The following is a 20,213-nucleotide window of genomic DNA, read 5'->3' on the forward strand; positions in this document are numbered from 1 at the left end:
ATCATGATCTACCAGATATGCAACACATGCATCATGGACACATCCGACCCTCACATCAGCTTCGATGAGCAGGGTCGTTGCGAGTATTGCAGCAACTTCCGCACCAACATCCAACCCAATTGGCATGTGGATGCACGGGGCGAGGCTGAGTTGATGAAAATTGCCGAGCGGATCAAAGCCGACGGCAAAGGGCGCGATTTTGATTGCATCATCGGCTTGAGTGGTGGGCTGGACAGCTCCTACCTTGCGTACGTTGCAAAAGAAAAAATGGGGCTGCGGCCGCTGCTTTTCCATGTTGATGCAGGTTGGAATACCGATCAGGCGGTTGGCAACATTGAAAAGCTGGTTGACGGCCTTGGGCTGGATCTCTACACCGAAGTCATCAACTGGGAGGAGATGAAAAGCCTGCAATTGGCTTTTTTCAAAGCACAGGTAGCCGATCAGGATATTCCGCAAGACACGGCTTTTTTTTCGGGGCTATACAAGTTTGCGAAGGCGCACAAGATCAAATATGTGTTGACCGGCGGGAACTTCTCGACTGAATGCTGCCGTGAACCGGAGGAATGGGGGGCTTATCCTGGTATCGACAAGACGCTGATAAATGATATTCATGGTCAATTCGGCTCGCGTGAATTGAAAAGCTTCCCGATCGTCGATGTCTTGGTCTATAAGATCTATTACCGGTATGTCCTCGGTATGCAAGTGGTGCGTCCGTTGAACTTACTGCCTTATGTGAAGCACGATGCCGAGGCGACGCTTGAGCGGCTCTTTGGTTGGAAAAAGTTTCAGCATAAACATCATGAATCGCGGTTTACGCGTTTTTACGAAGATTATTGGATGCCCCGTAAGTTTGGCTATGAGAAGCGCCGGGCTCATTTTTCAAGTCTGATCATGACAGGCCAGATGACCCGAGAGGCTGCCCTGGATCGTATTTCCAGGCCAGAGCTGGATGAGCAATTTCTGAAGTCAGAATTCGAGTATGTCGCGAATAAGCTGGATTTGAGTGTCGAGGAGCTGCAGGCGCTGTTTGACGGCAAGAACAAAACATTCCACGACTACAAGAGCAAACGTTTCATAATTGGTCTGGGTGCTCGTGTACTCGGTGCACTCGGACTGGAAAGAAGATTGTTCAGATGATCACCATAATTGACTACGGCCTGGGTAATATTCAGGCCTTTGTGAACGTTTATAAGCGCCTGCATATACCAGTGGTTGTGGCCCGCTCTGCGCAGGAGCTACAAGGTGCATCCAAGTTGATCTTGCCTGGTGTCGGCGCGTTTGATCATGCCATGGAGCGTTTGAATGCTTCCGGGATGCGCGAAACACTTGATGAGCTCGTCTTGGTCAAAAAAGTACCGGTTGTCGGTATTTGTGTGGGGATGCAAATTCTCGCTGATGGCAGCGATGAGGGAGAGCTGCCGGGGCTAGGCTGGGTGTCGGGTCGTGTGCGACATTTCCGTTCGGTGCCAGGTTTGGAGCGCCTCTCGCTTCCTCATATGGGTTGGAATGACGTTGAACCGATGAGCTCGAATCCATTATTCAAGGGGTTCGAGGAAGAAGCGCGTTTCTACTTTCTCCATTCGTTTTATTTCGAGTGCGCTCAACCTTCACATGCGGCGGCCCGAGCCTCATACGGCCTTGACTTCAGTTGCGCGGTAGCTGTGGATAATGTCTATGGTGTCCAGTTCCATCCGGAGAAGAGCCACCATTTTGGGGTGGGACTTCTTAAAAACTTCGCGGAACTATGAGATGTTAAGACCTAGAATAATCCCATGCTTGTTGATCCAAGATAGCGGCTTGGTGAAAACCGTGCGCTTTAAGGATTCCAAGTATGTAGGGGATCCAATAAATGCTGTAAGGATTTTCAATGAAAAAGAAGCTGACGAGCTGATCGTACTTGATATCGATGCAACGGTTAATGGGAAAGAGCCCAATTATAAGCAGATTGCGAATCTGGCCGCCGAATGTCGGATGCCGTTATGTTATGGCGGTGGCATCAGCACTTCGGAACAGGCCCGTCGTATTATTGCGTTGGGCGTGGAGAAAGTCGCGATCAGCGCCGCAGCATTGGAAAACCCGCAACTGATCACTCGCATTGCTGACGAAATTGGTCGGCAGAGTGTCGTCGTTGTGCTTGATCACAAGAAGCGTCTGCTCAGCAAGCGGCAGGATGTCTGGACGCACAACGGCACTCGCAACACCAAGCGTAACGTGCTCGATGTTGCTGCCGAGATGGAAAAACTTGGGGCTGGCGAGATTGTCCTCAACGCTATCGACAATGATGGCCGTATGAAAGGATACGACGTCGATCTGGCCTCAGAGTTGCGTAAGGTCGTGAGCATCCCTGTTACCATTCTGGGAGGCGGCGGTTCGCTGGAGCACATGGGCGAGGTGATTTCTGCCTGTGGTGTGGTGGGCGTCGCAGCGGGCAGTTTTTTTGTATTCAAAGGCCCGTACCGCGCCGTTTTGATCAGCTATCCAAGTACCGCACAAAAGGATGCATTGATAGTTTCAGCGTTGAAATCGCGCTGATTTGTGAGCGCATTTCGGTTTTTGGAGCGCACTGCCGGATGAGATCCGCGTGAGGTTTGCATTCCACGTGCACTTGCTCAAAAGTGCAAGGGGTCAGGTGTTATGATCTGCGCCTGCGTTTCGCTTCGGCCTCTAAAGGCGGTAATTGGAAATGCGGCATGGAAAAACGGTAACGATTAAAACTTGAGCGGTTTTCAAGGGGCTTTAATCGCCGGTGGCGTATATTTTTTGTTGTGAGTTGTGTTCTGACTGATTTGGATTTCATATAAAGGTTTAGGTGAATTATGTTTAATGGAAAAAAACTTCTCATATCAGGCGGGACCGGCTCTTTCGGCAATGCAGTCCTGAAAAAATTCTTGGCTACGGACATTGCGGAAATCCGCATTTTCAGCCGTGATGAAAAAAAACAGGACGATATGCGCAAGCATTACAATAGTCCGAAGCTGAAGTTCTATATTGGTGATGTGCGTGATTACCAAAGTGTTTTGAATGCTACCCGTGGTGTTGATTATATTTTTCATGCGGCGGCACTCAAACAGGTTCCGTCCTGTGAGTTTCATCCGATGGAAGCTGTCAAAACCAACGTTATTGGTACTGACAATGTGCTGGAAGCGGCCATTCAGAACGAAATCAAGCGCGTTGTGTGCCTGAGTACCGACAAGGCGGTCTACCCGATTAATGCAATGGGTATTTCGAAAGCCATGATGGAAAAGGTCATGGTGGCCAAGTCTCGTAATGTCGACGATACCAAAACGGTCATTTGTGGGACTCGCTATGGCAATGTCATGGCATCCCGTGGTTCTGTCATCCCCCTGTTCATTGATCAGATTCGAGCAGGTAAGGCGCTGTCGATCACTGACCCCAATATGACTCGTTTTATGATGACATTGGCAGACGCCGTTGACTTGGTACTATACGCCTTTGAGCATGGAAAAAATGGCGACCTTTTTGTTCAGAAAGCACCTGCGGCAACTGTTGAAGTTTTGGCGCGTGCGCTGACCTCCATGATGGGACAGCCGGAGCATCCAATTAATATCATTGGTACCCGACACGGCGAGAAGCTTTACGAAGCGCTCCTGAGTCGTGAGGAAATGGCCTGTGCCGAGGACCGTGGAGAGTATTTCCGTGTGCCACCAGATTTGCGCGATCTGAACTACGGGAAATTCGTGGAGCAGGGCGAGGAAAGGATTTCCAGTATGGAGGACTACAACTCTCATAACACAGAGCGACTGGACGTCGAAGGAATGCAACAGTTGTTGTTGAAGCTTGAGTTCATGCGTGCAATCCAGCGTGGCGAGTCTGTCACTCCGGAGGAGTAAGTTATGAAGGTATTGATCACAGGCGCCCAGGGGTTCGTAGCCAAGAACCTCATCGTGCACCTGCGGGAGCGCCAGGATGTCGAGGTCTTGCAGTTTTCGCGTGAGGACAGCATTTCTACGTTGAAAGAAATGCTCTTGCAGGCCGATTTTGTATTTCATCTGGCAGGTGTCAATCGTCCGCAGAATCCTGAAGAATTCAAAACCGGCAATACGGATCTCACTCGTGCAGTGTGTGACGGTATCGTCGCAAGTGGTAGAAATATCCCGGTGCTTTATACGTCTACCAGTCAGGTAGCGCTGGATAATGTTTACGGCCTGAGTAAGCTGGGTGCTGAACAAGCGTTGAATAAGTTGGCAGGAGAGCGCGATATCCCCGTGCATATTTTTCGGTTGCCAAATGTGTTTGGTAAGTGGGCTCGTCCTAATTATAATTCAGCGGTAGCGACATTCTGTAATAATATCGCCCGCCGCCAGCCAATCCTGATTAATAATCCAGACGCTGCCATCACACTGGTTTACATCGATGATGTCATTGCCCATTTCATTGCGGTGATGGATGGCAAGCTGTCTGGAGATCCTTTCGTTGCGGTTGAACCTGCTTATGAAATAACTGTAGGTGCACTTGCCGCACAACTAACAGCATTTCGGGATAGCCGTGAGACGCTGATTACAGAAGCGGTTGGCACCGGGCTCGTTCGCGCTCTCTATTCTACTTATCTCAGTTATGTGCCGCCCGAGCTTTTCACCTATGAGGTTCCCAAGTATGGGGACCCGCGCGGCGTCTTTGTGGAAATGCTCAAGACCCCAGACGCTGGTCAGTTTTCCTATTTTACTGCACACCCGGGAATTACGCGGGGAGGTCATTATCATCACTCGAAAACCGAAAAGTTTTTGGTGATCAAGGGTAAAGCGTGTTTCCGATTCCGGCATATCGTATCGAGTGAGTTTTACGAGTTGTTCACTACGGGGGAAAAGCCTGAAGTCGTGGAAACCGTGCCGGGCTGGACTCACGATATTACCAACGTTGGGGATGACGAAATGATTGTCATGCTGTGGGCTAACGAGATTTTTGATCGTGAGCACCCTGACACCTACGCGCTGCCCGTGGGCACTGAAGCCTAAACACACGCTCTAGTCGAGACAGTCATGAAAAAAATGAAAGTTGTAACGGTAGTGGGCACTCGGCCCGAGATTATTCGTCTGTCGCGAGTCATTGATTCGCTCGACAGGCATTGTGATCATGTCTTGGTCCATACCGGGCAGAATTATGACTATGAGCTCAACGAAATTTTTTTTCAGGATTTGGGCATCCGTAAACCCGATTACTTTCTTAACGCTGCGGGGGCAAGCGGTGCGCAAACTATCGGCAATGTAATTATTGCTGTTGATGAAGTATTGGCAGAAGTCCAGCCGGAAGCGTTGCTTGTGCTGGGTGACACAAACAGTTGCATGGCAGTCATCCCGGCCAAGCGCCGCAAGATCCCTACGTTCCATATGGAAGCGGGTAATCGCTGCTTTGATATGCGAGTACCTGAAGAGATCAATCGTCGTATCGTTGACCATACTGCCGATATCAATCTCACCTACAGTACCATCGCGCGCGATTACCTGTTGCGGGAAGGATTATCTCCAGACATGGTGATCAAAACGGGGAGCCCGATGTTTGAGGTGCTTAATCACTACCGTTTAGGCATCGATGGTTCGGATGTCCTAGAGCGACTGAGTTTGCAACACGGCAAATTTTTTGTTTGCAGTGCACACCGCGAAGAAAATATTGATTCAGACAAGAATTTCCTCAAGCTTGTGGAGGTGCTCAACACTGTTTCTGCTCATTACGGCCTTCCCGTCATTGTATCGACCCACCCCAGAACGCAAAAACGTGTGGATGCGATGGGCGTTTTGTTCCATAAGAATGTACAACTGCTCAAGCCGCTCGGATTCAAGGATTACAACAAGTTGCAACTTTCGGCCAAGGCGGTGTTGTCGGACAGCGGGACTATCAATGAAGAGTCTTCTATCTTGAACTTCCCGGCCTTGAATATTCGTGAAGCGCATGAGCGGCCGGAGGGCATGGAAGAAGCAGCTGTCATGATGGTCGGGCTGGAGGTCGAGCGCGTCCTTCAGGGGCTCAATATCCTGGAAAATCAGGGGGCTGGAGACAATCGAACCTTACGCCTTGTGGGGGATTACAGCATGCCGAATGTGTCGGAGAAAGTTGCCAGGATTATCCATAGCTACACGGATTACGTGAACCGGATTGTCTGGAAACGCTACTGACAGGGTTATTTCAATGCCTGATAAAAAGCTGAACATTCTGGTAGTGACGCAGTATTTTTGGCCAGAAAACATGCGCATCAATGATCTTGTTAGAGACTTGTCCGAGAAAGGGCACGTTGTCACTGTCTTGACTGGATTACCCAATTATCCGGAAGGCAGTGTCTACGAGCGTTACCGCGCGCAGCCAGATAGCTTTATGGAGTATTCAGGTGCGAAAGTTGTTCGTGTCCCGTTGATCCCCCGTGGCAAACGGAGCATCAGCTTGATATTGAACTATCTGTCTTTTTTTACCGCAGCCTCAACCGTGGGTGCATGGAAGTTGCGGGGTAAAAACTTCGATGCAGTTTTTGTCTACGCGGTGTCTCCCATCATGGCGGCGATACCGGCCCTGGTGATTGGACGATTGAAAAAAGCGCCAGTGTTTATTTGGGTTCTGGATTTATGGCCTGAAACTCTTCGGGCTGTTGGTGTGTTGCGTCATCCTGGGCTGTTGGCAGTTGTAGGGAAAATGGTTTCCTGGATTTACAACCGCGCGGATTATCTTCTGCTGCAATCCCACGGTTTTGTCGAAAACGTGAAGGGTTATTGCACCAAGGCTATTGCTCCCGAGCGCCTGGTTTATTTCCCGAGTTGGGCCGAGGATGATTTTTCTGGAGTAGGGCCGCCGCCTTCATCTTTGCTTGCGCGTGATGACACGGTGTTCACCGTCTTGTTTGCCGGCAACCTGGGCGAGGCTCAGGACTTTCCGGCGGTTATCGAGGCGGCGCAAGCATTAGCCGGTAAAGTCGCTGTACGTTGGGTGATTGTGGGTGATGGTCGCATGAGCGATTGGCTTGCAGGCCAGGTGAAATCTCATCAATTGGACAATGTCCTGTTGCTCGGGCGCCACCCTCTGGAAGAAATGCCCGCCTTGTTCGCGTGTGCCGATGCATTGCTGGTTTCTCTGAAGACGAACGACGTATTCGAGAAAACCATTCCCGGGAAAGTCCAGGCCTATTTGGCTTCTGGTAAGCCGATACTGGGCATGATCAATGGTGAGGCTGCACGTGTTATTGACGAGTCCGGTGCCGGCTTTTCGTGCCCATCGGGCGACGCCACTGCACTCGCACGCATAACGCTTGAATTGTCGACCACGAGCGCCGAGCAACGCACGCGCATGGGCAATTCCGGCCGTGAGTACTATCTGGAAAACTATTCGAAGCCGACATTGTTGGCTCGTTTGGAACGGCTGTTTGGCGATGCAACGTTACGTAAAGGATGCTTGTAATGCCGCAAACTGTTTTTTTGACCGGCGCAACCGGTTTCGTCGGCAGCGCCGTGATGCGTCGTTTGGTCGCTGAGGGGGTCAGTGTAAAAGCGGCTGTTCGCAGTGAATCTGATCGAGTTGAGGACGGCGTGCACGTCGTTCGTTTTGACTCTTTTGAAGCGGCTGACTGGCGTGAGCATCTAGTGGGTGTCGATTCAGTGGTGCATTGCGCCGCTCGTGTGCACGTAATGAACGATACTGAAACCGATCCGTTGACGGCGTTTCGCAAGATCAATGTCGAGGGTACGCTGCACCTTGCCAGGCAAGCGGCGGAAGCAGGCGTTCGGCGTTTTGTTTTCATCAGTTCCATCAAGGTAAACGGTGAGGGCACCCAGCCAGGTAAGCCATACACGGCAGATGACCTCCCTGAACCACGCGACCCGTATGGTGTTTCCAAGATGGAGGCAGAGCAGGGGTTGAGAGAGCTGGCCAACCATACGCCAATGGAGGTCGTTATTATTCGTCCGGTATTGATTTACGGTCCGGGCGTGAAAGCCAACTTTCTGAATATGATGCGCTGGTTGGACAAAGGCATCCCTCTGCCCTTTGGCGCTATACACAACGGCCGCAGCCTGGTTGCGCTGGACAACCTGGTTGACTTGATCGTCACTTCGCGTGTTCATCCTAAGGCGGCTAACCAGACATTTTTGGTGAGCGACGGTGAAGATCTATCGACTACTCAACTGTTACGCCGTATGGCCAAGGCGCTGGATAAATCGGCGCGGCTTTTGCCAATCCCCAGTTGGATACTTAGCTCTGCTGCCAATGTGTTAGGTAAACGTTCATTGTCGCAGCGGCTGTGTGGTTCGCTGGCCGTGGATATTGGTAAAACCCGGTCCTTATTGCAATGGACTCCACCTGTATCCGTGGATAGCGCTCTGGAACTGGCTGCAAAACATTATATGGAACATAAAAAACAATGAGTTATTGGTGGTTGATCATTGTCGTGGCTCTGCTTTCTTTTGCATTGACTGCGGGATTACGACGTTATGCATTGGCGCGCAGCATTATCGATATTCCAAACGCCCGTAGCTCTCACTCGGTGCCCACTCCACGGGGGGGCGGCATTGCCATTGTGCTGGCGTTCTTGTTGACGTTACCGTTTCTGGGTTGGGTGCACGTTGTTTCTTCTGATGTGTTGATCGCAGTCGGCGGTGCTGGGGCGCTGATTGCGATCATCGGTTTCATGGACGATCACAGCCATATCGCCGCACGCTGGCGTTTGCTGGGGCATTTTGTAGCTTCCGCCTGGGCATTGTTCTGGTTGGGGGGGCTGCCGTCCATCTTGGTTTTCGGCATGACCGTTAATCTCGGTTTGGCGGGCGGTGTATTTGCCGCTTTTTATCTGGTATGGATGCTCAACCTATACAACTTCATGGACGGCATTGATGGCATTGCCAGTGTGGAGGCGATCTGCGTGAGCCTTGGTGCATGCCTGATTTATTGGTTGAGCGGCTTCGAGAACCTGGTCTGGCTACCGCTCATATTGACAATGGCGGCCGCAGGGTTTCTTTTCTGGAACTTCCCTCCTGCTCGCATCTTCATGGGCGATGCGGGCAGCGGCTTTCTGGGAATGGTACTGGGGGTGATCTCTATCCAGGCTGCTTGGGTATCTGCGCAGTTGTTGTGGGTTTGGTTGATCCTGCTCGGCGTATTCATCGTGGACGCGACGTTCACCTTGATTCGCAGGCTGGTGCGCGGTGATAAGGTGTATGAGGCGCATCGCAACCATGCTTATCAGTTTGCATCCCGACAGTTCGGCAAGCACTTGCCGGTGACGCTAGCGGTAGCGATGCTCAACCTGCTTTGGTTGCTTCCTGTGGCGTTATGCGTGATGTTGCTTGGATTGGACGGGCTCATGGGACTGATTGTTGCCTATGTACCGCTGGTCATCCTGGCGTTTAAGTTTCATGCGGGCGCTTTGGAAAGAGTAGACGCAGCGAATTCCGGCAAAAGCTGACGATCAGTAGTGCGGTGTGTGTTTCGAAGCATGTAGTGAAAAAATTGGAGTAGTCTGAGGTGGACGAAGGGGTTATGGAAAAGTTAAGGGCTTTCTTGGTGGGATTGCCTCGCCGCAAAAAACGACTGATTCAGGTTGCCACAGATGTATTATTAGTCTGGGCCGCGCTTTGGCTCGCATTCATCGTACGTCTTGGCATTGATGAAATGGTTAATCCGTTTTTGGATCATTTATGGTTGTTTTTGGCCGCTCCAATCGTCGCGATTCCTCTCTTTGTTCGTTTTGGCATGTACCGCGCTGTCATGCGATATTTTGGTAACGACGCACTTATTGCGATTATCAAGGCTGTCAGCCTTTCGTCCTTGATTCTTGGTGTCGTGGTTTACTGGTACAGTAATCACCAGAATGTCGTCCCGCGCTCAATCATCTTCAACTATTGGTGGCTCAGCCTGATAATGGTTGGCGGTCTACGCTTGGCCATGCGTCAGTACTTTTTGGGTGACTGGTTTTCTGCAGCGCAGCATGTGCCCTTCACCAGTCGAGAGGATGGCTTGCCCCGCGTAGCTATCTATGGCGCCGGTGCTGCCGGCAATCAGTTGGTTGCGGCACTGCGCATGGGCAGGCTTATGCGGCCGGTGGCGTTTATTGATGATGACGCGAGTATTACCGACCTCGTTATCTCAGGCTTGCAGGTCTACAAAGCCAAACATATTCAACGCATGATCGATGTCACTGGCGCCCAAGAGATTCTGCTGGCTATTCCTTCGTCCAATCGGGGTCGCCGCCGTGAAATCCTTGGTTTCCTTGAAGGATTTCCGCTACACGTACGCAGCGTTCCCGGCTTTATGGACCTTGCCAGTGGACGGGTCAAGGTAGACGATATTCAAGAAGTTGATATCGCCGACTTGTTGGGCCGTGATGCAGTGCCTGCTCAAGGTGAACTTCTTGAGCGCTGTATCATGGGGCAGAGCGTCTTGGTGACAGGGGCGGGTGGTTCCATTGGCTCTGAGCTTTGTCGACAAATTCTATCGTTGCGTCCAACGGCGATTTTGTTGTTTGAACACAGCGAATTTAATCTTTACAGCATTCTTTCGGAGCTGGAACAGCGCGTCACTCGAGAATCGCTGCCGGTGAAGTTGTTACCTATTTTGGGCTCGGTACGCAATCAGTCTAAGTTACTGGATGTGATGAAAACGTGGCGCGTAGATACCGTCTATCACGCTGCGGCTTATAAACATGTTCCAATGGTTGAACATAATATCGCCGAGGGCGTTTTAAATAATGTTATTGGAACATTGAACACTGCCCAGGCAGCGCTTCAGGCAGGTGTGTGCAATTTCGTGTTGATTTCCACCGACAAGGCTGTACGCCCCACTAATGTGATGGGCAGTACCAAGCGTCTAGCGGAGCTGACACTCCAGGCGCTCAGCCACGAATTGGCGCCTGTTTTGTTTGGCGATAAATCCAATGTGTCACACGTCAACAAGACCCGTTTCACCATGGTGCGTTTCGGGAATGTGCTTGGCTCTTCCGGCTCGGTGATTCCGCTGTTTCACAAGCAGATCAAATCGGGAGGACCGTTAACGGTTACTCATCCGAAGATCACTCGATACTTTATGACCATACCCGAAGCAGCGCAGTTGGTTATTCAGGCCGGGTCCATGGGGCAGGGCGGCGACGTATTAGTGCTGGACATGGGAGAACCTGTAAAAATCGTTGAACTGGCCGAGAAGATGATTCACCTGTCCGGCCTGAGCGTTCGATCAGAAAAGAATCCCCATGGCGATATCTCCATCGAATTCACCGGCCTACGTCCCGGCGAAAAACTTTACGAAGAGTTACTGATTGGCGATAACGTAGTTGCTACCCAACACCCAATGATCATGAGCGCAAACGAAGATCATCTGTCTTGGGATGCCCTGAAAATTAAGCTGACCGAGCTACTTGCAGCAGTGGATCAGGATAATTACACCCACGTCCGCCAGCTCTTGCGCGAAACCGTAAGCGGCTACGCTCCCGACGGCGAAATCGTCGACTGGATCTACCAGCAACGTCGCCTGGAACCATGAGTTAACACTCTGTAACCCACCCACTTTTGACACCCTCCAACCATCGCCTAAGTTAGAAAAGCAGCTTCGGAAAAGCTGCTTTTTCTACCTCACCGATGTCATGGAGCCTCACCAATGCAAAACACCTACCTTACCTCCCTAATCTTCGCCTTCCTCACCACACTCTCCGCCGCCACTACCGCCGCCCCATCGATCAAACCCGAGCCCCCAACCCCAACCCCGATCGCCGTCCAGATAGTGCAGGCTGAGCAATCCTCCAAGGTCAACCTCAACGCCGCCGACGCCGAAACCCTGCGTCGTGACCTTTTTGGCATCGGTGCCGCCAAGGCCAATGCAATCATCGCCTATCGCGAGAGCAACGGTCCGTTCATGGCGGTGGATGAGTTGTTGGAAGTAAAGGGCATCGGCAAGGCGTTGCTGGAGAAGAATCGTGGCAGGTTAGAGATCAAGTAAGCATCGAGGGGCCGGTCAGTGACCGGCCTTTTTTCATCCGGGATCTGCGCTTACAAACCGTCACGCACGATTTTGACGGTGCGTGTTTACCACGCTGAATCTTTTTACATCGCGCAGGCGTTGGCATGAAAAGTGATTACTCACACAGGGAGGATTGTTCAACAATCGTGAGGTAACGATGACACTCAGCTTGTCCTTAGCCGACCAGATCGCCCTGGAGCTGCGTGCCGACATCATCGGTGGCCGACTGTTGCCGGGAATGGCATTGGTCGAAGCCGAGCTGGTCCAGGCCTATAACGCGTCGCGCAATACTATTCGTGAGGCGTTGCACCGTTTGGAGCGGGAAGGGTTGACGCGCTATGTGCGCAACAAGGGCGTGGTGGTTCGTCGGTTGGAGCGCGAAGAGGTGCATGATTTATTTGTCGTCCGCCGCACGCTCGAATTGCAGGCCATTGCCCAGAGCGGTGCGTTCACCCAGGATCAATCCGAGCGTATGCAAAACGCCATCGAGGCCACCGCCCTTGCCCGGGAGCGTGAGGACTGGCGTGCGGTTGCGACCCACAGCCTGTTGGTGCATCAGCAGATTGTCGGGCTGATGCGCAGCCCGTTGTTCGACGAGTTTTTCGCCCAGGTGATTGCGCAGTTGCGTCTGGTGTTCTGCGCCGCGCCCGATGAGCAGCGTTTCCAGTCGCCCTGGCTGGAACGGGACCTTGAGATCCACACGTTATTAGCCAATAACAACAAGCTGGCGGCCGGGGAGGCGATGAGCGTGTACCTGGATGATTCAGAACGGCAGTCGTTGGCCCTGTTTACTTTCCCTTGATCGAGGAACCGCACCATGTACAAAGACTATCCAGCCGCTTACCAGGTCAGCAAAGGTTCGGCGTTGCAGGTCGACACCGCGTTTTACGAGCGTATCCGTGAGCGCAAGGATCAACGCACCTTGGTCGAACAGTTCGAGGTGCCGATTCGCACGGGCAGGGCGTGGAAGGTGCCGGCCGGGCATGTGTTCCGTGTGACTACGCCGGTGGGGCCGCAGGTGGGCGACTTCAATGTGTGGAACGCCAACGACCCGCGCGAACGCCTGTGGGCCGCGCGCACGCGTCAGTTGCAGGGCGCGCATGTCAGCACCCATGACCGGTTGTGGTCGAACCTGCCGTTCCTGCGGCCGCTGGTGACCATCACCGATGACAGCCTGGCCAGCTACGGCATTGATGAGCACGGCGGGCGCCTGCATGATTTGCTCGGTACGCGCTGCGATCCGTATGTGAACCGCATGCTCACTGGTGAAGATTTCCATCATCACTGTCACTCGAACCTGACCCGTGCGGTGTTGCCTCACGGTCTGACGGAATTCGACGTGCATGACGTGCTGAACATCTTCCAATGCACCGGCCTCAATCACGACGACATGTATTTCATGAAAGCCTGTCCGGCGCAGAAGGGCGATTACCTGGAGTTTTTTGCCGAGATTGATTTGTTGTGTGCGCTGTCGACCTGCCCGGGCGGGGATCTGTCGCTGCCGATGTGGGGCCCGGATGCACAGGACCCGCTGACGGTGTGTCGTCCGCTGGGGGTTGAGATTTATCGATTGGAAGCCGAGTTGCTGAACGGTTGGAGTCAGCCGGAGCGTGCTGCTTATAAAGGGCAGCACGGTTTGCAGATTGCCAAGGCGGAATGGGAGTAGGGCAGAAGAGGGGCTGCATTGCAGCCCGACGGGAGCACGCGCCCTCGCCACATGGGATCAGCGGTCCTGCCCATCCTTGGCATCCGCCTGCGCATTGCGCTCGGCCACGCGTTTGCGTTGTTCGTCGGTGAGTTCCACTTTGTTGGCGCTGTCACGCAGCATCAGCAGCCCGCCGACGATCGACCCGATCGCAACCACCATAATCAACCATGCATACCACGGCATAACGCTCTCCTTGAGGCAGATTGCCGTGAGAGGTTTTTCCCACGGTAATAACTGCTTTGAGTTACAGGCTTTCTGAGTAGTTCAGTGTAGGCCTGTTCTGCCTCAAAACCTTAGAGCCCGGTCAACATTGCATCTGCCGGTGCAGCGGCGCGGTCGTGCGCGGTCATCTGGAAGTAGATGAAGCCGACCACCATGAAGCCGAGGAAGATCATGCCGATCAGCGCGTTGAACCAGGCCATGGCCACCAGGCACACCACCGCCAGCACCAGCGCGATGCCCGGCACGATCGGGTAGCCCGGAGCGCGGAAGGTGCGTTCCAGCAGCGGTTCGGTCTTACGCAGTTTGAACAGGCTGAGCATGCTCATGATGTACATCACGATGGCGCCGAATACGGCCATGGTGATCATTGCTGCAGTCAGGGTCATGCCGCCCAGGTTGATCAAACCGTCGCTGTAGATGGCGGCAATACCGACCACGCCGCCAGCGATGATTGCCCGGTGCGGTGTATGAAAACGCGACAGCTTGGCCAGGAACGACGGCAGGTAGCCGGCCCGAGCCAGGGCGAAGAATTGGCGCGAGTAGCCAAGGATGATGCCGTGGAAGCTCGCCACCAAACCGAACAGGCCGATCCACACCAGCATGTGCAGCCAGCCGGAGCTTTCGCCTACTACGGTTTTCATCGCCTGGGGCAGCGGGTCGTTGATGTTCGACAGGGTGCGCCAGTCGCCCACGCCGCCGGCGAAGAACATCACGCCCATGGCCAGGATCACCAGGGTCAGGATGCCGCTGATGTAGGCTTTGGGAATGGTGCGCTTGGGATCTTTCGCTTCCTCGGCCGCCATGGCCGCGCCTTCGATGGCGAGGAAGAACCAGATCGCGAAGGGGATCGCCGCGAACATTCCGGCAATCGCCGGGGCCCCGAAGGTGTCGGAGCCGGCCCAGCCATTAAGGGCGAAGTTGCTGAAGCTGAACGCGGGGGCGACCACGCCCATGAACACCAGCAGTTCGGCGACGGCGAGTACGCACACCACCAGTTCGAAGGTGGCGGCGAGTTTCACGCCGAGGATGTTCAGGCCCATGAACACGATGTAGGCGCCGACGGCGGCGTGTTTCGGATCGAGTGCGGGAAACTGCACATTCAGATACGCACCGATGGCCAAGGCGATGGCGGGTGGGGCGAACACGAATTCGATCAGGGTCGCCAGGCCGGCAATCAGGCCGCCTTTTTCCCCAAACGCGCGGCGGCTGTAGGCAAAGGGCCCACCTGCGTGGGGAATGGCGGTGGTCAGTTCGGTGAAACTGAAGATAAAGCAGGTGTACATCGCGGCGACCATCAACGAGGTCACCAGGAAGCCCAAGGTCCCGGCCACGCCCCAGCCATAGCTCCAGCCGAAGTATTCCCCGGAAATCACCAGCCCGACCGCGATGCCCCACAAATGCAGGGTGCCCAAGGTGGGTTTGAGTTGTGTGTTCATCGTATTGCGCTCCCTGAACCGGTTGGAATGATTCAAGGTGTTGCAGCGGCCATGCCAGCCTGAGAATCATTGTCGTAAAGCTGCGCTACTGTCGTTTGGGGGATGGTTTGGCGTTTGAAATTTCCTGTTGCTGCACCAGATAAGTGCGGCGGTGACTGTGCCGGTGCTATCGGGAGCAAGCTCCCTCCCACACTTGACCGAGTTGTCACGCCGAGCGCCGATCAACCTGTGGGAGGGGGCTTGCTCCCGATAGCGCCCGCCCAGGCGCCGAAACCCCCGGTGTAAACCCCGCATAAACCCACTCTTTACGCCATCTTTACGCCTCACCCAGCCCCTCGCTCTCGTTCCTTTACACCACTCCTGCCGACAATTGCCCCACACGCGGCACTCGCCGCTAAACGGAGAGACTTCCATGAGCGTTCTGGACGGGGTGTCACTGCTATTGGCCGTGGCGCTGTTCATTTATCTGCTGGTTGCGCTGTTACGCGCGGATCGGAACTAGGAGCAGGCTATGCACAGTTATGACTATTGGCTGATCATCGCCTTCTTCGCCGTGGTATTGGTGCCGGCCCCGTTCCTGGGGCGGTTCTATTACAACGTGATGGAAGGCCGGCGCACTTGGCTCACGCCGCTGCTCGGGCCCGTGGAGCGCGCGTGCTATCGCCTCTCGGGCGTGGACGCGCAACAGGAACAGAGCTGGCAGAAATACATGTTGGCGTTGCTGGCGTTCAACCTCGCCGGGTTTGTGTTGCTGTTCTCGATCCTGTTGTTCCAGGACTACCTCCCACTGAACCCGCAGAAATTGCCGGGCCAGGAATGGACCCTGGCCTTCAACACCGCGGTCAGCTTCATGACCAACACCAACTGGCAGTCCTACAGCGGTGAAGCGTCCCTCAGCTACCTCAGCCAGATGGCCGGCCTCACCGTGCAGAACTTCGTCAGTGCGGCCACCGGTCTGGCAGTCCTGGTCGCGCTGTGCCGTGGGATCGGTCGCAAATCCACCCAGACCCTGGGCAACTTCTGGGTCGACATGACCCGCGCCACGCTCTACGGCCTGTTGCCGTTGTGCCTGGTGATGGCGTTGTTCCTGGTGTGGCAGGGCGTGCCGCAAACCTTCGCGCATTATGTTGATGCCGTGACCCTGCAGGGTGTCGACCAGGTGATCCCTTTGGGCCCGGCGGCCAGCCAGATTGCGATCAAGCAACTGGGCACCAACGGCGGTGGTTTCTTTGGCGTGAACTCGGCGCATCCGTTTGAAAACCCGACGGCCTGGGCCAACCTGTTCGAGTTGTCGGCGATCATCCTGATCCCGGTGGCGCTGGTGTTTACCTTCGGCCATTACGTGAAGGATCTGCGTCAGAGCCGGGCGATCCTCGCTTGCATGCTGGCCCTGTTCCTGATCGGCGGTGCAACCTCGCTGTGGGCCGAGTACCAGCCCAATCCGACCTTGAACAACCCGGCGGTTGAGCAGACCGCGCCGCTGGAAGGTAAAGAAGCGCGCTTCGGCACCACTGGCACCGTGTTGTGGTCGGTGACCACCACCGCGGCGTCCAACGGTTCGGTCAACGGCATGCACGACAGCCTCAGCCCCCTCAGCGGGATGGTGGCACTGGTCAACATGATGGTCGGCGAAGTGATCTTCGGCGGCGTCGGCGCCGGTATGTACGGCATGTTGCTCAACGTGTTGATCGCGGTGTTCCTCGCCGGCCTGATGATCGGCCGCACTCCGGAATACCTGGGCAAGAAGCTGCAGGCCAAGGAAGTGCAATTGCTGGTCGTGACCCTGATGGTGATGCCGATCGGCGTGCTGGTGCTCGGTGCCCTCGCTTCCAGCCTGCCCGGCCCGGCCGGTGCGATCAGCAACCCTGGCCCCCACGGGTTCAGCCAGTTGCTCTATGCCTACACCTCGGCCAGTGCCAACAACGGTTCGGCGTTCGGCGGCTTCAGTGCCAACACGCCGTTCCACAACTTGATGCTGGGCCTGGGCATGTTGATCGGTCGCTTCGGCTACATCCTCCCGGTACTGGCCCTGGCCGGCAGCCTGGCGATGAAGAAGACCGCACCGATTGGCCAGAACAGCTTCCCCACCCATGGTCCGCTGTTCGTGACCCTGTTGACCGTGACCATTTTGCTGGTGGGCGGCCTGACCTTCCTGCCGACACTGGCACTGGGCCCTATTGCTGAACACCTGAGCATGGCTGCTTTTAAATGAAGAGCCGAGGGATATGAAAATGAACATGCCAGCAAAAAACGCGAGCCCGGTCAAAACCCACGAGCCCGCCAAAACCGCGATCTCCGCGCTGTGGCGTCCGGCGCTGGTCCAGGCGTTCGTCAAGCTCGACCCACGGCAACTGCAACGCTCGCCGGTGATGCTGGTGGTCGAACTGACCGCCATCCTCACCACCGTGCTGTGCCTGGTGCCCGACACCGCCGTGCCGACCTTCGTCGCCGCGCAAATCGCCGTGTGGCTGTGGTTCACCGTGCTGTTCGCCAACTTCGCCGAAGCCTTGGCCGAAGGGCGTGGCAAGGCCCGCGCCGACAGCCTCAAGGCCGGCAGCGAAGGCCTCAGCGCTCGGCGCAAGGAGGCCGATGGCAGCTTCAAGGTCGTGCCCGCCACCAGCCTGCGCAAAGGTGATGTGGTGCGCGTCGCCGCCGGGGAAATGATCCCCGGCGACGGCGAGGTCATCGAAGGCATCGCCGCGGTCAACGAAGCGGCGATCACCGGCGAATCCGCGCCCGTGATTCGCGAATCCGGCGGCGATCGCTCGGCCGTCACCGGCAACACGCGCCTGGTCTCGGACTGGCTGCTGATCCGCATCACCGCCAACCCCGGCGAGTCCACGCTGGACCGCATGATCGCCCTGGTCGAGGGCGCCAAACGCCAGAAAACCCCCAACGAAGTGGCGCTGGATATCCTGCTGATCGGCCTGACCCTGATCTTCCTGCTGGTGGTCGTGACCCTGCAGCCGTTCGCCCACTTCGCCAATGGCAGCTTGCCCCTGGTGTTCCTGGTCGCCCTGCTGGTGACGCTGATTCCGACCACCATCGGCGGCTTGCTCTCGGCCATCGGTATCGCCGGCATGGACCGCCTGGTGCGCCTCAACGTGATCGCCAAGTCCGGTCGCGCCGTGGAAGCGGCGGGGGACGTGCATGTGTTGTTGCTGGACAAGACCGGCACCATCACCTTTGGCAACCGTCGCTGCGCGGCAGTGGTGGCGGCGCCGGGCGTGAGCGGCCGGGAACTGGCCGAGGGCGCGCTGCTGGCGTCCCTGGCGGATGACACGGCAGAAGGTAAATCCATCGTTGAATACCTGCGGGCCCTGCACCCACAGGCCGAGCCGTCCCTGGCGGAACTGACCGCCGTGCCGTTCACCGCCGAAACCCGTTTGTCCGGCGTCGACTATCAGGGCCGCGTATTCCGCAAAGGCGCCGTGGACTCGCTGCTGGCGTTTATCGGTCAGCCTCGCGGCGACCTGCAACCGGCCCTGTCGCGGGAAGTCGACAAGATCGCCCAGAGCGGCGGCACGCCGTTGCTGGTGTGCGCCGATGGCAAGTTGCTCGGTGCGATTCATCTGAAGGACGTGGTCAAGCCCGGCATCCGCGAACGGTTTGCCGAGCTGCGCAAGCTGGGGATCCGCACCGTGATGGTCACCGGCGACAACCCGCTGACAGCGGCCGCGATTGCTGCGGAAGCCGGCGTGGACGACGTGTTGGCCGAAGCCACCCCGGAGAAAAAACTCGCACGGATTCGCCACGAACAGAACGACGGTCGACTGGTGGCGATGTGCGGCGACGGCGCCAACGACGCCCCGGCGCTGGCCCAGGCGGACGTCGGCATGGCGATGAACGACGGGACCCAGGCTGCCCGCGAAGCGGCCAACATGGTCGACCTCGACAGCGACCCGACCAAGCTGCTGGACGTGGTGCAGATCGGCAAGGAATTGCTGGTGACCCGCGGCGCGCTGACCACCTTTTCCATCGCCAACGACGTGGCCAAGTACTTCGCGATCCTGCCGGCGCTGTTCGCCTCGATCTACCCGCAACTGGGCGTGCTCAACGTGATGCACCTGCAGAGCCCGCAGAGCGCGATCCTCTCGGCCATCGTGTTCAACGCGCTGATCATCGTCGTGCTGATTCCCCTGGCGCTGCGCGGTGTGCGGGTGCAGGCGGCGAGTGCGGCGGCGTTGCTGCGGCGCAACCTGTTGATCTACGGCCTGGGCGGGATTGTGGTGCCGTTCGTGGGCATCAAGGCGATCGACATGTTGCTGACCGCGCTGCACCTGGTTTGACCCGATGCCTGTGGGCACCGGCAAAGCGGTGGCCACAGGTTGCACTGACCGAATCGAGGAATTTGAAATGTCCAATATCATCCGCCCGGCCCTGAGCCTGCTGGTCCTCATGACCCTGATCACCGGCGTCGCCTACCCGTTGGTGGTGACCGGCGTCGCCCAGGTTGCCTTCCCGGACCAGGCCAACGGCAGCCTGGTGCGCGACGCCAGCGGCAAGGTGCGCGGCTCCAGCCTGATCGCTCAGGACTTTACCGGCGACAGCTGGTTCCACCCGCGTCCTTCGGCAGGCGCGTTCGCGACCGTGTCCAGCAGCGCGAGCAACCTGGGGCCAAGCAACCCGGCACTGGCCACGCGCGTGTTCGATGACGCGAATAAACAGTTCGTGCCCGCGCAAGGGCCGGTGCCGTTAGCCTCGCTGACTACCTCCGGCAGCGGTCTTGATCCACACTTGCCTCCGCAGGCGATTGCCTATCAACTGGCGCGGGTAGCCGCCGCGCGGAATGTGCCGGTGGCCACCCTGCAACGCTTGCTGGATGAACACATCGAAAGCCCACTGGTGGGCCCGCCGGTGGTGAATGTGCTGGCGCTGAACATGGCCCTGGAAAAATTGTAAACAGGAGC

The 20,213-nt window shown here is 55.9% G+C and carries 19 protein-coding genes; 17 read left to right on the forward strand and 2 right to left on the reverse strand.

Annotated features, from left to right (window positions below; all coding sequences use genetic code 11):
* The first annotated feature begins 3 nt into the window (after positions 1-3).
* The 13 genes from NR164_RS05765 (at position 4) to NR164_RS05825 (ending at position 13,603) form a co-directional block, all read left to right on the forward strand.
* Complete coding sequence (locus NR164_RS05765; protein ID WP_256822460.1) at positions 4-1,137, forward strand: N-acetyl sugar amidotransferase; 1,134 nt, start codon at positions 4-6, stop codon at positions 1,135-1,137.
* Positions 1,134-1,748 (forward strand): imidazole glycerol phosphate synthase subunit HisH, encoded by a 615-nt coding sequence (gene hisH, locus NR164_RS05770; RefSeq protein WP_256822461.1) that lies wholly within the window; start codon positions 1,134-1,136, stop codon positions 1,746-1,748. Before NR164_RS05765 ends, hisH begins: the two co-directional genes overlap by 4 nt.
* A 1-nt stretch (position 1,749) precedes the next feature.
* Complete coding sequence (locus tag NR164_RS05775) at positions 1,750-2,532, forward strand: AglZ/HisF2 family acetamidino modification protein (RefSeq protein ID WP_256822462.1); 783 nt, start codon at positions 1,750-1,752, stop codon at positions 2,530-2,532.
* Between the two features lie 284 nt (positions 2,533-2,816).
* The gene (locus NR164_RS05780) at positions 2,817-3,851 is read left to right on the forward strand and encodes a polysaccharide biosynthesis protein (protein WP_256822463.1); all 1,035 of its coding nucleotides are present in this window, start codon (positions 2,817-2,819) and stop codon (positions 3,849-3,851) included.
* Positions 3,852-3,854: 3 nt separating this feature from the next.
* Positions 3,855-4,973, forward strand: a complete 1,119-nt coding sequence (locus tag NR164_RS05785) for an NAD-dependent epimerase/dehydratase family protein (protein ID WP_256822464.1) — start codon at positions 3,855-3,857, stop codon at positions 4,971-4,973.
* A gap of 24 nt (positions 4,974-4,997) precedes the next feature.
* A complete protein-coding gene (wecB, locus tag NR164_RS05790) occupies positions 4,998-6,128 on the forward strand; it encodes a non-hydrolyzing UDP-N-acetylglucosamine 2-epimerase (RefSeq protein ID WP_256822466.1) in 1,131 nt (376 codons plus the stop codon).
* Positions 6,129-6,141: 13 nt separating this feature from the next.
* Entirely contained in the window at positions 6,142-7,395 is a 1,254-nt protein-coding gene (locus NR164_RS05795; protein WP_256822467.1) for a glycosyltransferase family 4 protein, read from the forward strand.
* Entirely contained in the window at positions 7,395-8,357 is a 963-nt protein-coding gene (locus NR164_RS05800) for an SDR family oxidoreductase (protein WP_256822468.1), read from the forward strand. Before NR164_RS05795 ends, NR164_RS05800 begins: the two co-directional genes overlap by 1 nt.
* Complete coding sequence (locus NR164_RS05805) at positions 8,354-9,394, forward strand: glycosyltransferase family 4 protein (protein WP_256822469.1); 1,041 nt, start codon at positions 8,354-8,356, stop codon at positions 9,392-9,394. Before NR164_RS05800 ends, NR164_RS05805 begins: the two co-directional genes overlap by 4 nt.
* Before the next feature lie 74 nt (positions 9,395-9,468).
* Positions 9,469-11,463 carry a nucleoside-diphosphate sugar epimerase/dehydratase gene (locus NR164_RS05810; protein WP_256822539.1) on the forward strand — a complete coding sequence of 665 codons (1,995 nt, stop codon included), beginning with the start codon at positions 9,469-9,471 and terminating at the stop codon, positions 11,461-11,463.
* Positions 11,464-11,577: 114 nt separating this feature from the next.
* Positions 11,578-11,916, forward strand: coding sequence for a ComEA family DNA-binding protein (locus NR164_RS05815; RefSeq protein ID WP_256822471.1), 339 nt, complete (start codon positions 11,578-11,580; stop codon positions 11,914-11,916).
* A gap of 178 nt (positions 11,917-12,094) precedes the next feature.
* Positions 12,095-12,739, forward strand: coding sequence for a GntR family transcriptional regulator (locus NR164_RS05820; RefSeq protein ID WP_256822472.1), 645 nt, complete (start codon positions 12,095-12,097; stop codon positions 12,737-12,739).
* Between the two features lie 15 nt (positions 12,740-12,754).
* On the forward strand, positions 12,755-13,603 hold the full coding sequence (locus NR164_RS05825) for a DUF1989 domain-containing protein (protein ID WP_046384258.1): 849 nt from the start codon (positions 12,755-12,757) through the stop codon (positions 13,601-13,603).
* 57 nt (positions 13,604-13,660) lie between these two features.
* On the opposite strand, the gene NR164_RS05830 is transcribed toward NR164_RS05825, so the two are convergent.
* Positions 13,661-13,828 (reverse strand): DUF2897 family protein, encoded by a 168-nt coding sequence (locus NR164_RS05830; RefSeq protein WP_079443146.1) that lies wholly within the window; start codon positions 13,826-13,828, stop codon positions 13,661-13,663.
* A 110-nt stretch (positions 13,829-13,938) separates the two neighbouring features.
* Positions 13,939-15,303, reverse strand: a complete 1,365-nt coding sequence (gene eat, locus NR164_RS05835; protein ID WP_017848825.1) for an ethanolamine permease — start codon at positions 15,301-15,303, stop codon at positions 13,939-13,941.
* Between the two features lie 412 nt (positions 15,304-15,715).
* Here eat and kdpF point away from each other — a divergent pair, with 412 nt between their 5' ends.
* The 4 genes from kdpF (at position 15,716) to kdpC (ending at position 20,205) form a co-directional block, all read left to right on the forward strand.
* Positions 15,716-15,805 carry a K(+)-transporting ATPase subunit F gene (gene kdpF, locus NR164_RS05840; RefSeq protein ID WP_003218754.1) on the forward strand — a complete coding sequence of 30 codons (90 nt, stop codon included), beginning with the start codon at positions 15,716-15,718 and terminating at the stop codon, positions 15,803-15,805.
* A gap of 9 nt (positions 15,806-15,814) precedes the next feature.
* Positions 15,815-17,515, forward strand: coding sequence for a potassium-transporting ATPase subunit KdpA (gene kdpA / locus NR164_RS05845; RefSeq protein ID WP_177030662.1), 1,701 nt, complete (start codon positions 15,815-15,817; stop codon positions 17,513-17,515).
* 19 nt (positions 17,516-17,534) lie between these two features.
* Complete coding sequence (kdpB, locus tag NR164_RS05850) at positions 17,535-19,592, forward strand: potassium-transporting ATPase subunit KdpB (RefSeq protein WP_026140253.1); 2,058 nt, start codon at positions 17,535-17,537, stop codon at positions 19,590-19,592.
* A 67-nt stretch (positions 19,593-19,659) separates the two neighbouring features.
* Positions 19,660-20,205, forward strand: coding sequence for a potassium-transporting ATPase subunit KdpC (gene kdpC / locus NR164_RS05855; protein ID WP_026140252.1), 546 nt, complete (start codon positions 19,660-19,662; stop codon positions 20,203-20,205).
* Positions 20,206-20,213: the final 8 nt, after the last annotated feature.

It is taken from the genome of Pseudomonas sp. Pse79 (assembly GCF_024519615.1).
GTDB classification, from domain to species: Bacteria; Pseudomonadota; Gammaproteobacteria; order Pseudomonadales; family Pseudomonadaceae; genus Aquipseudomonas; species Aquipseudomonas veronii.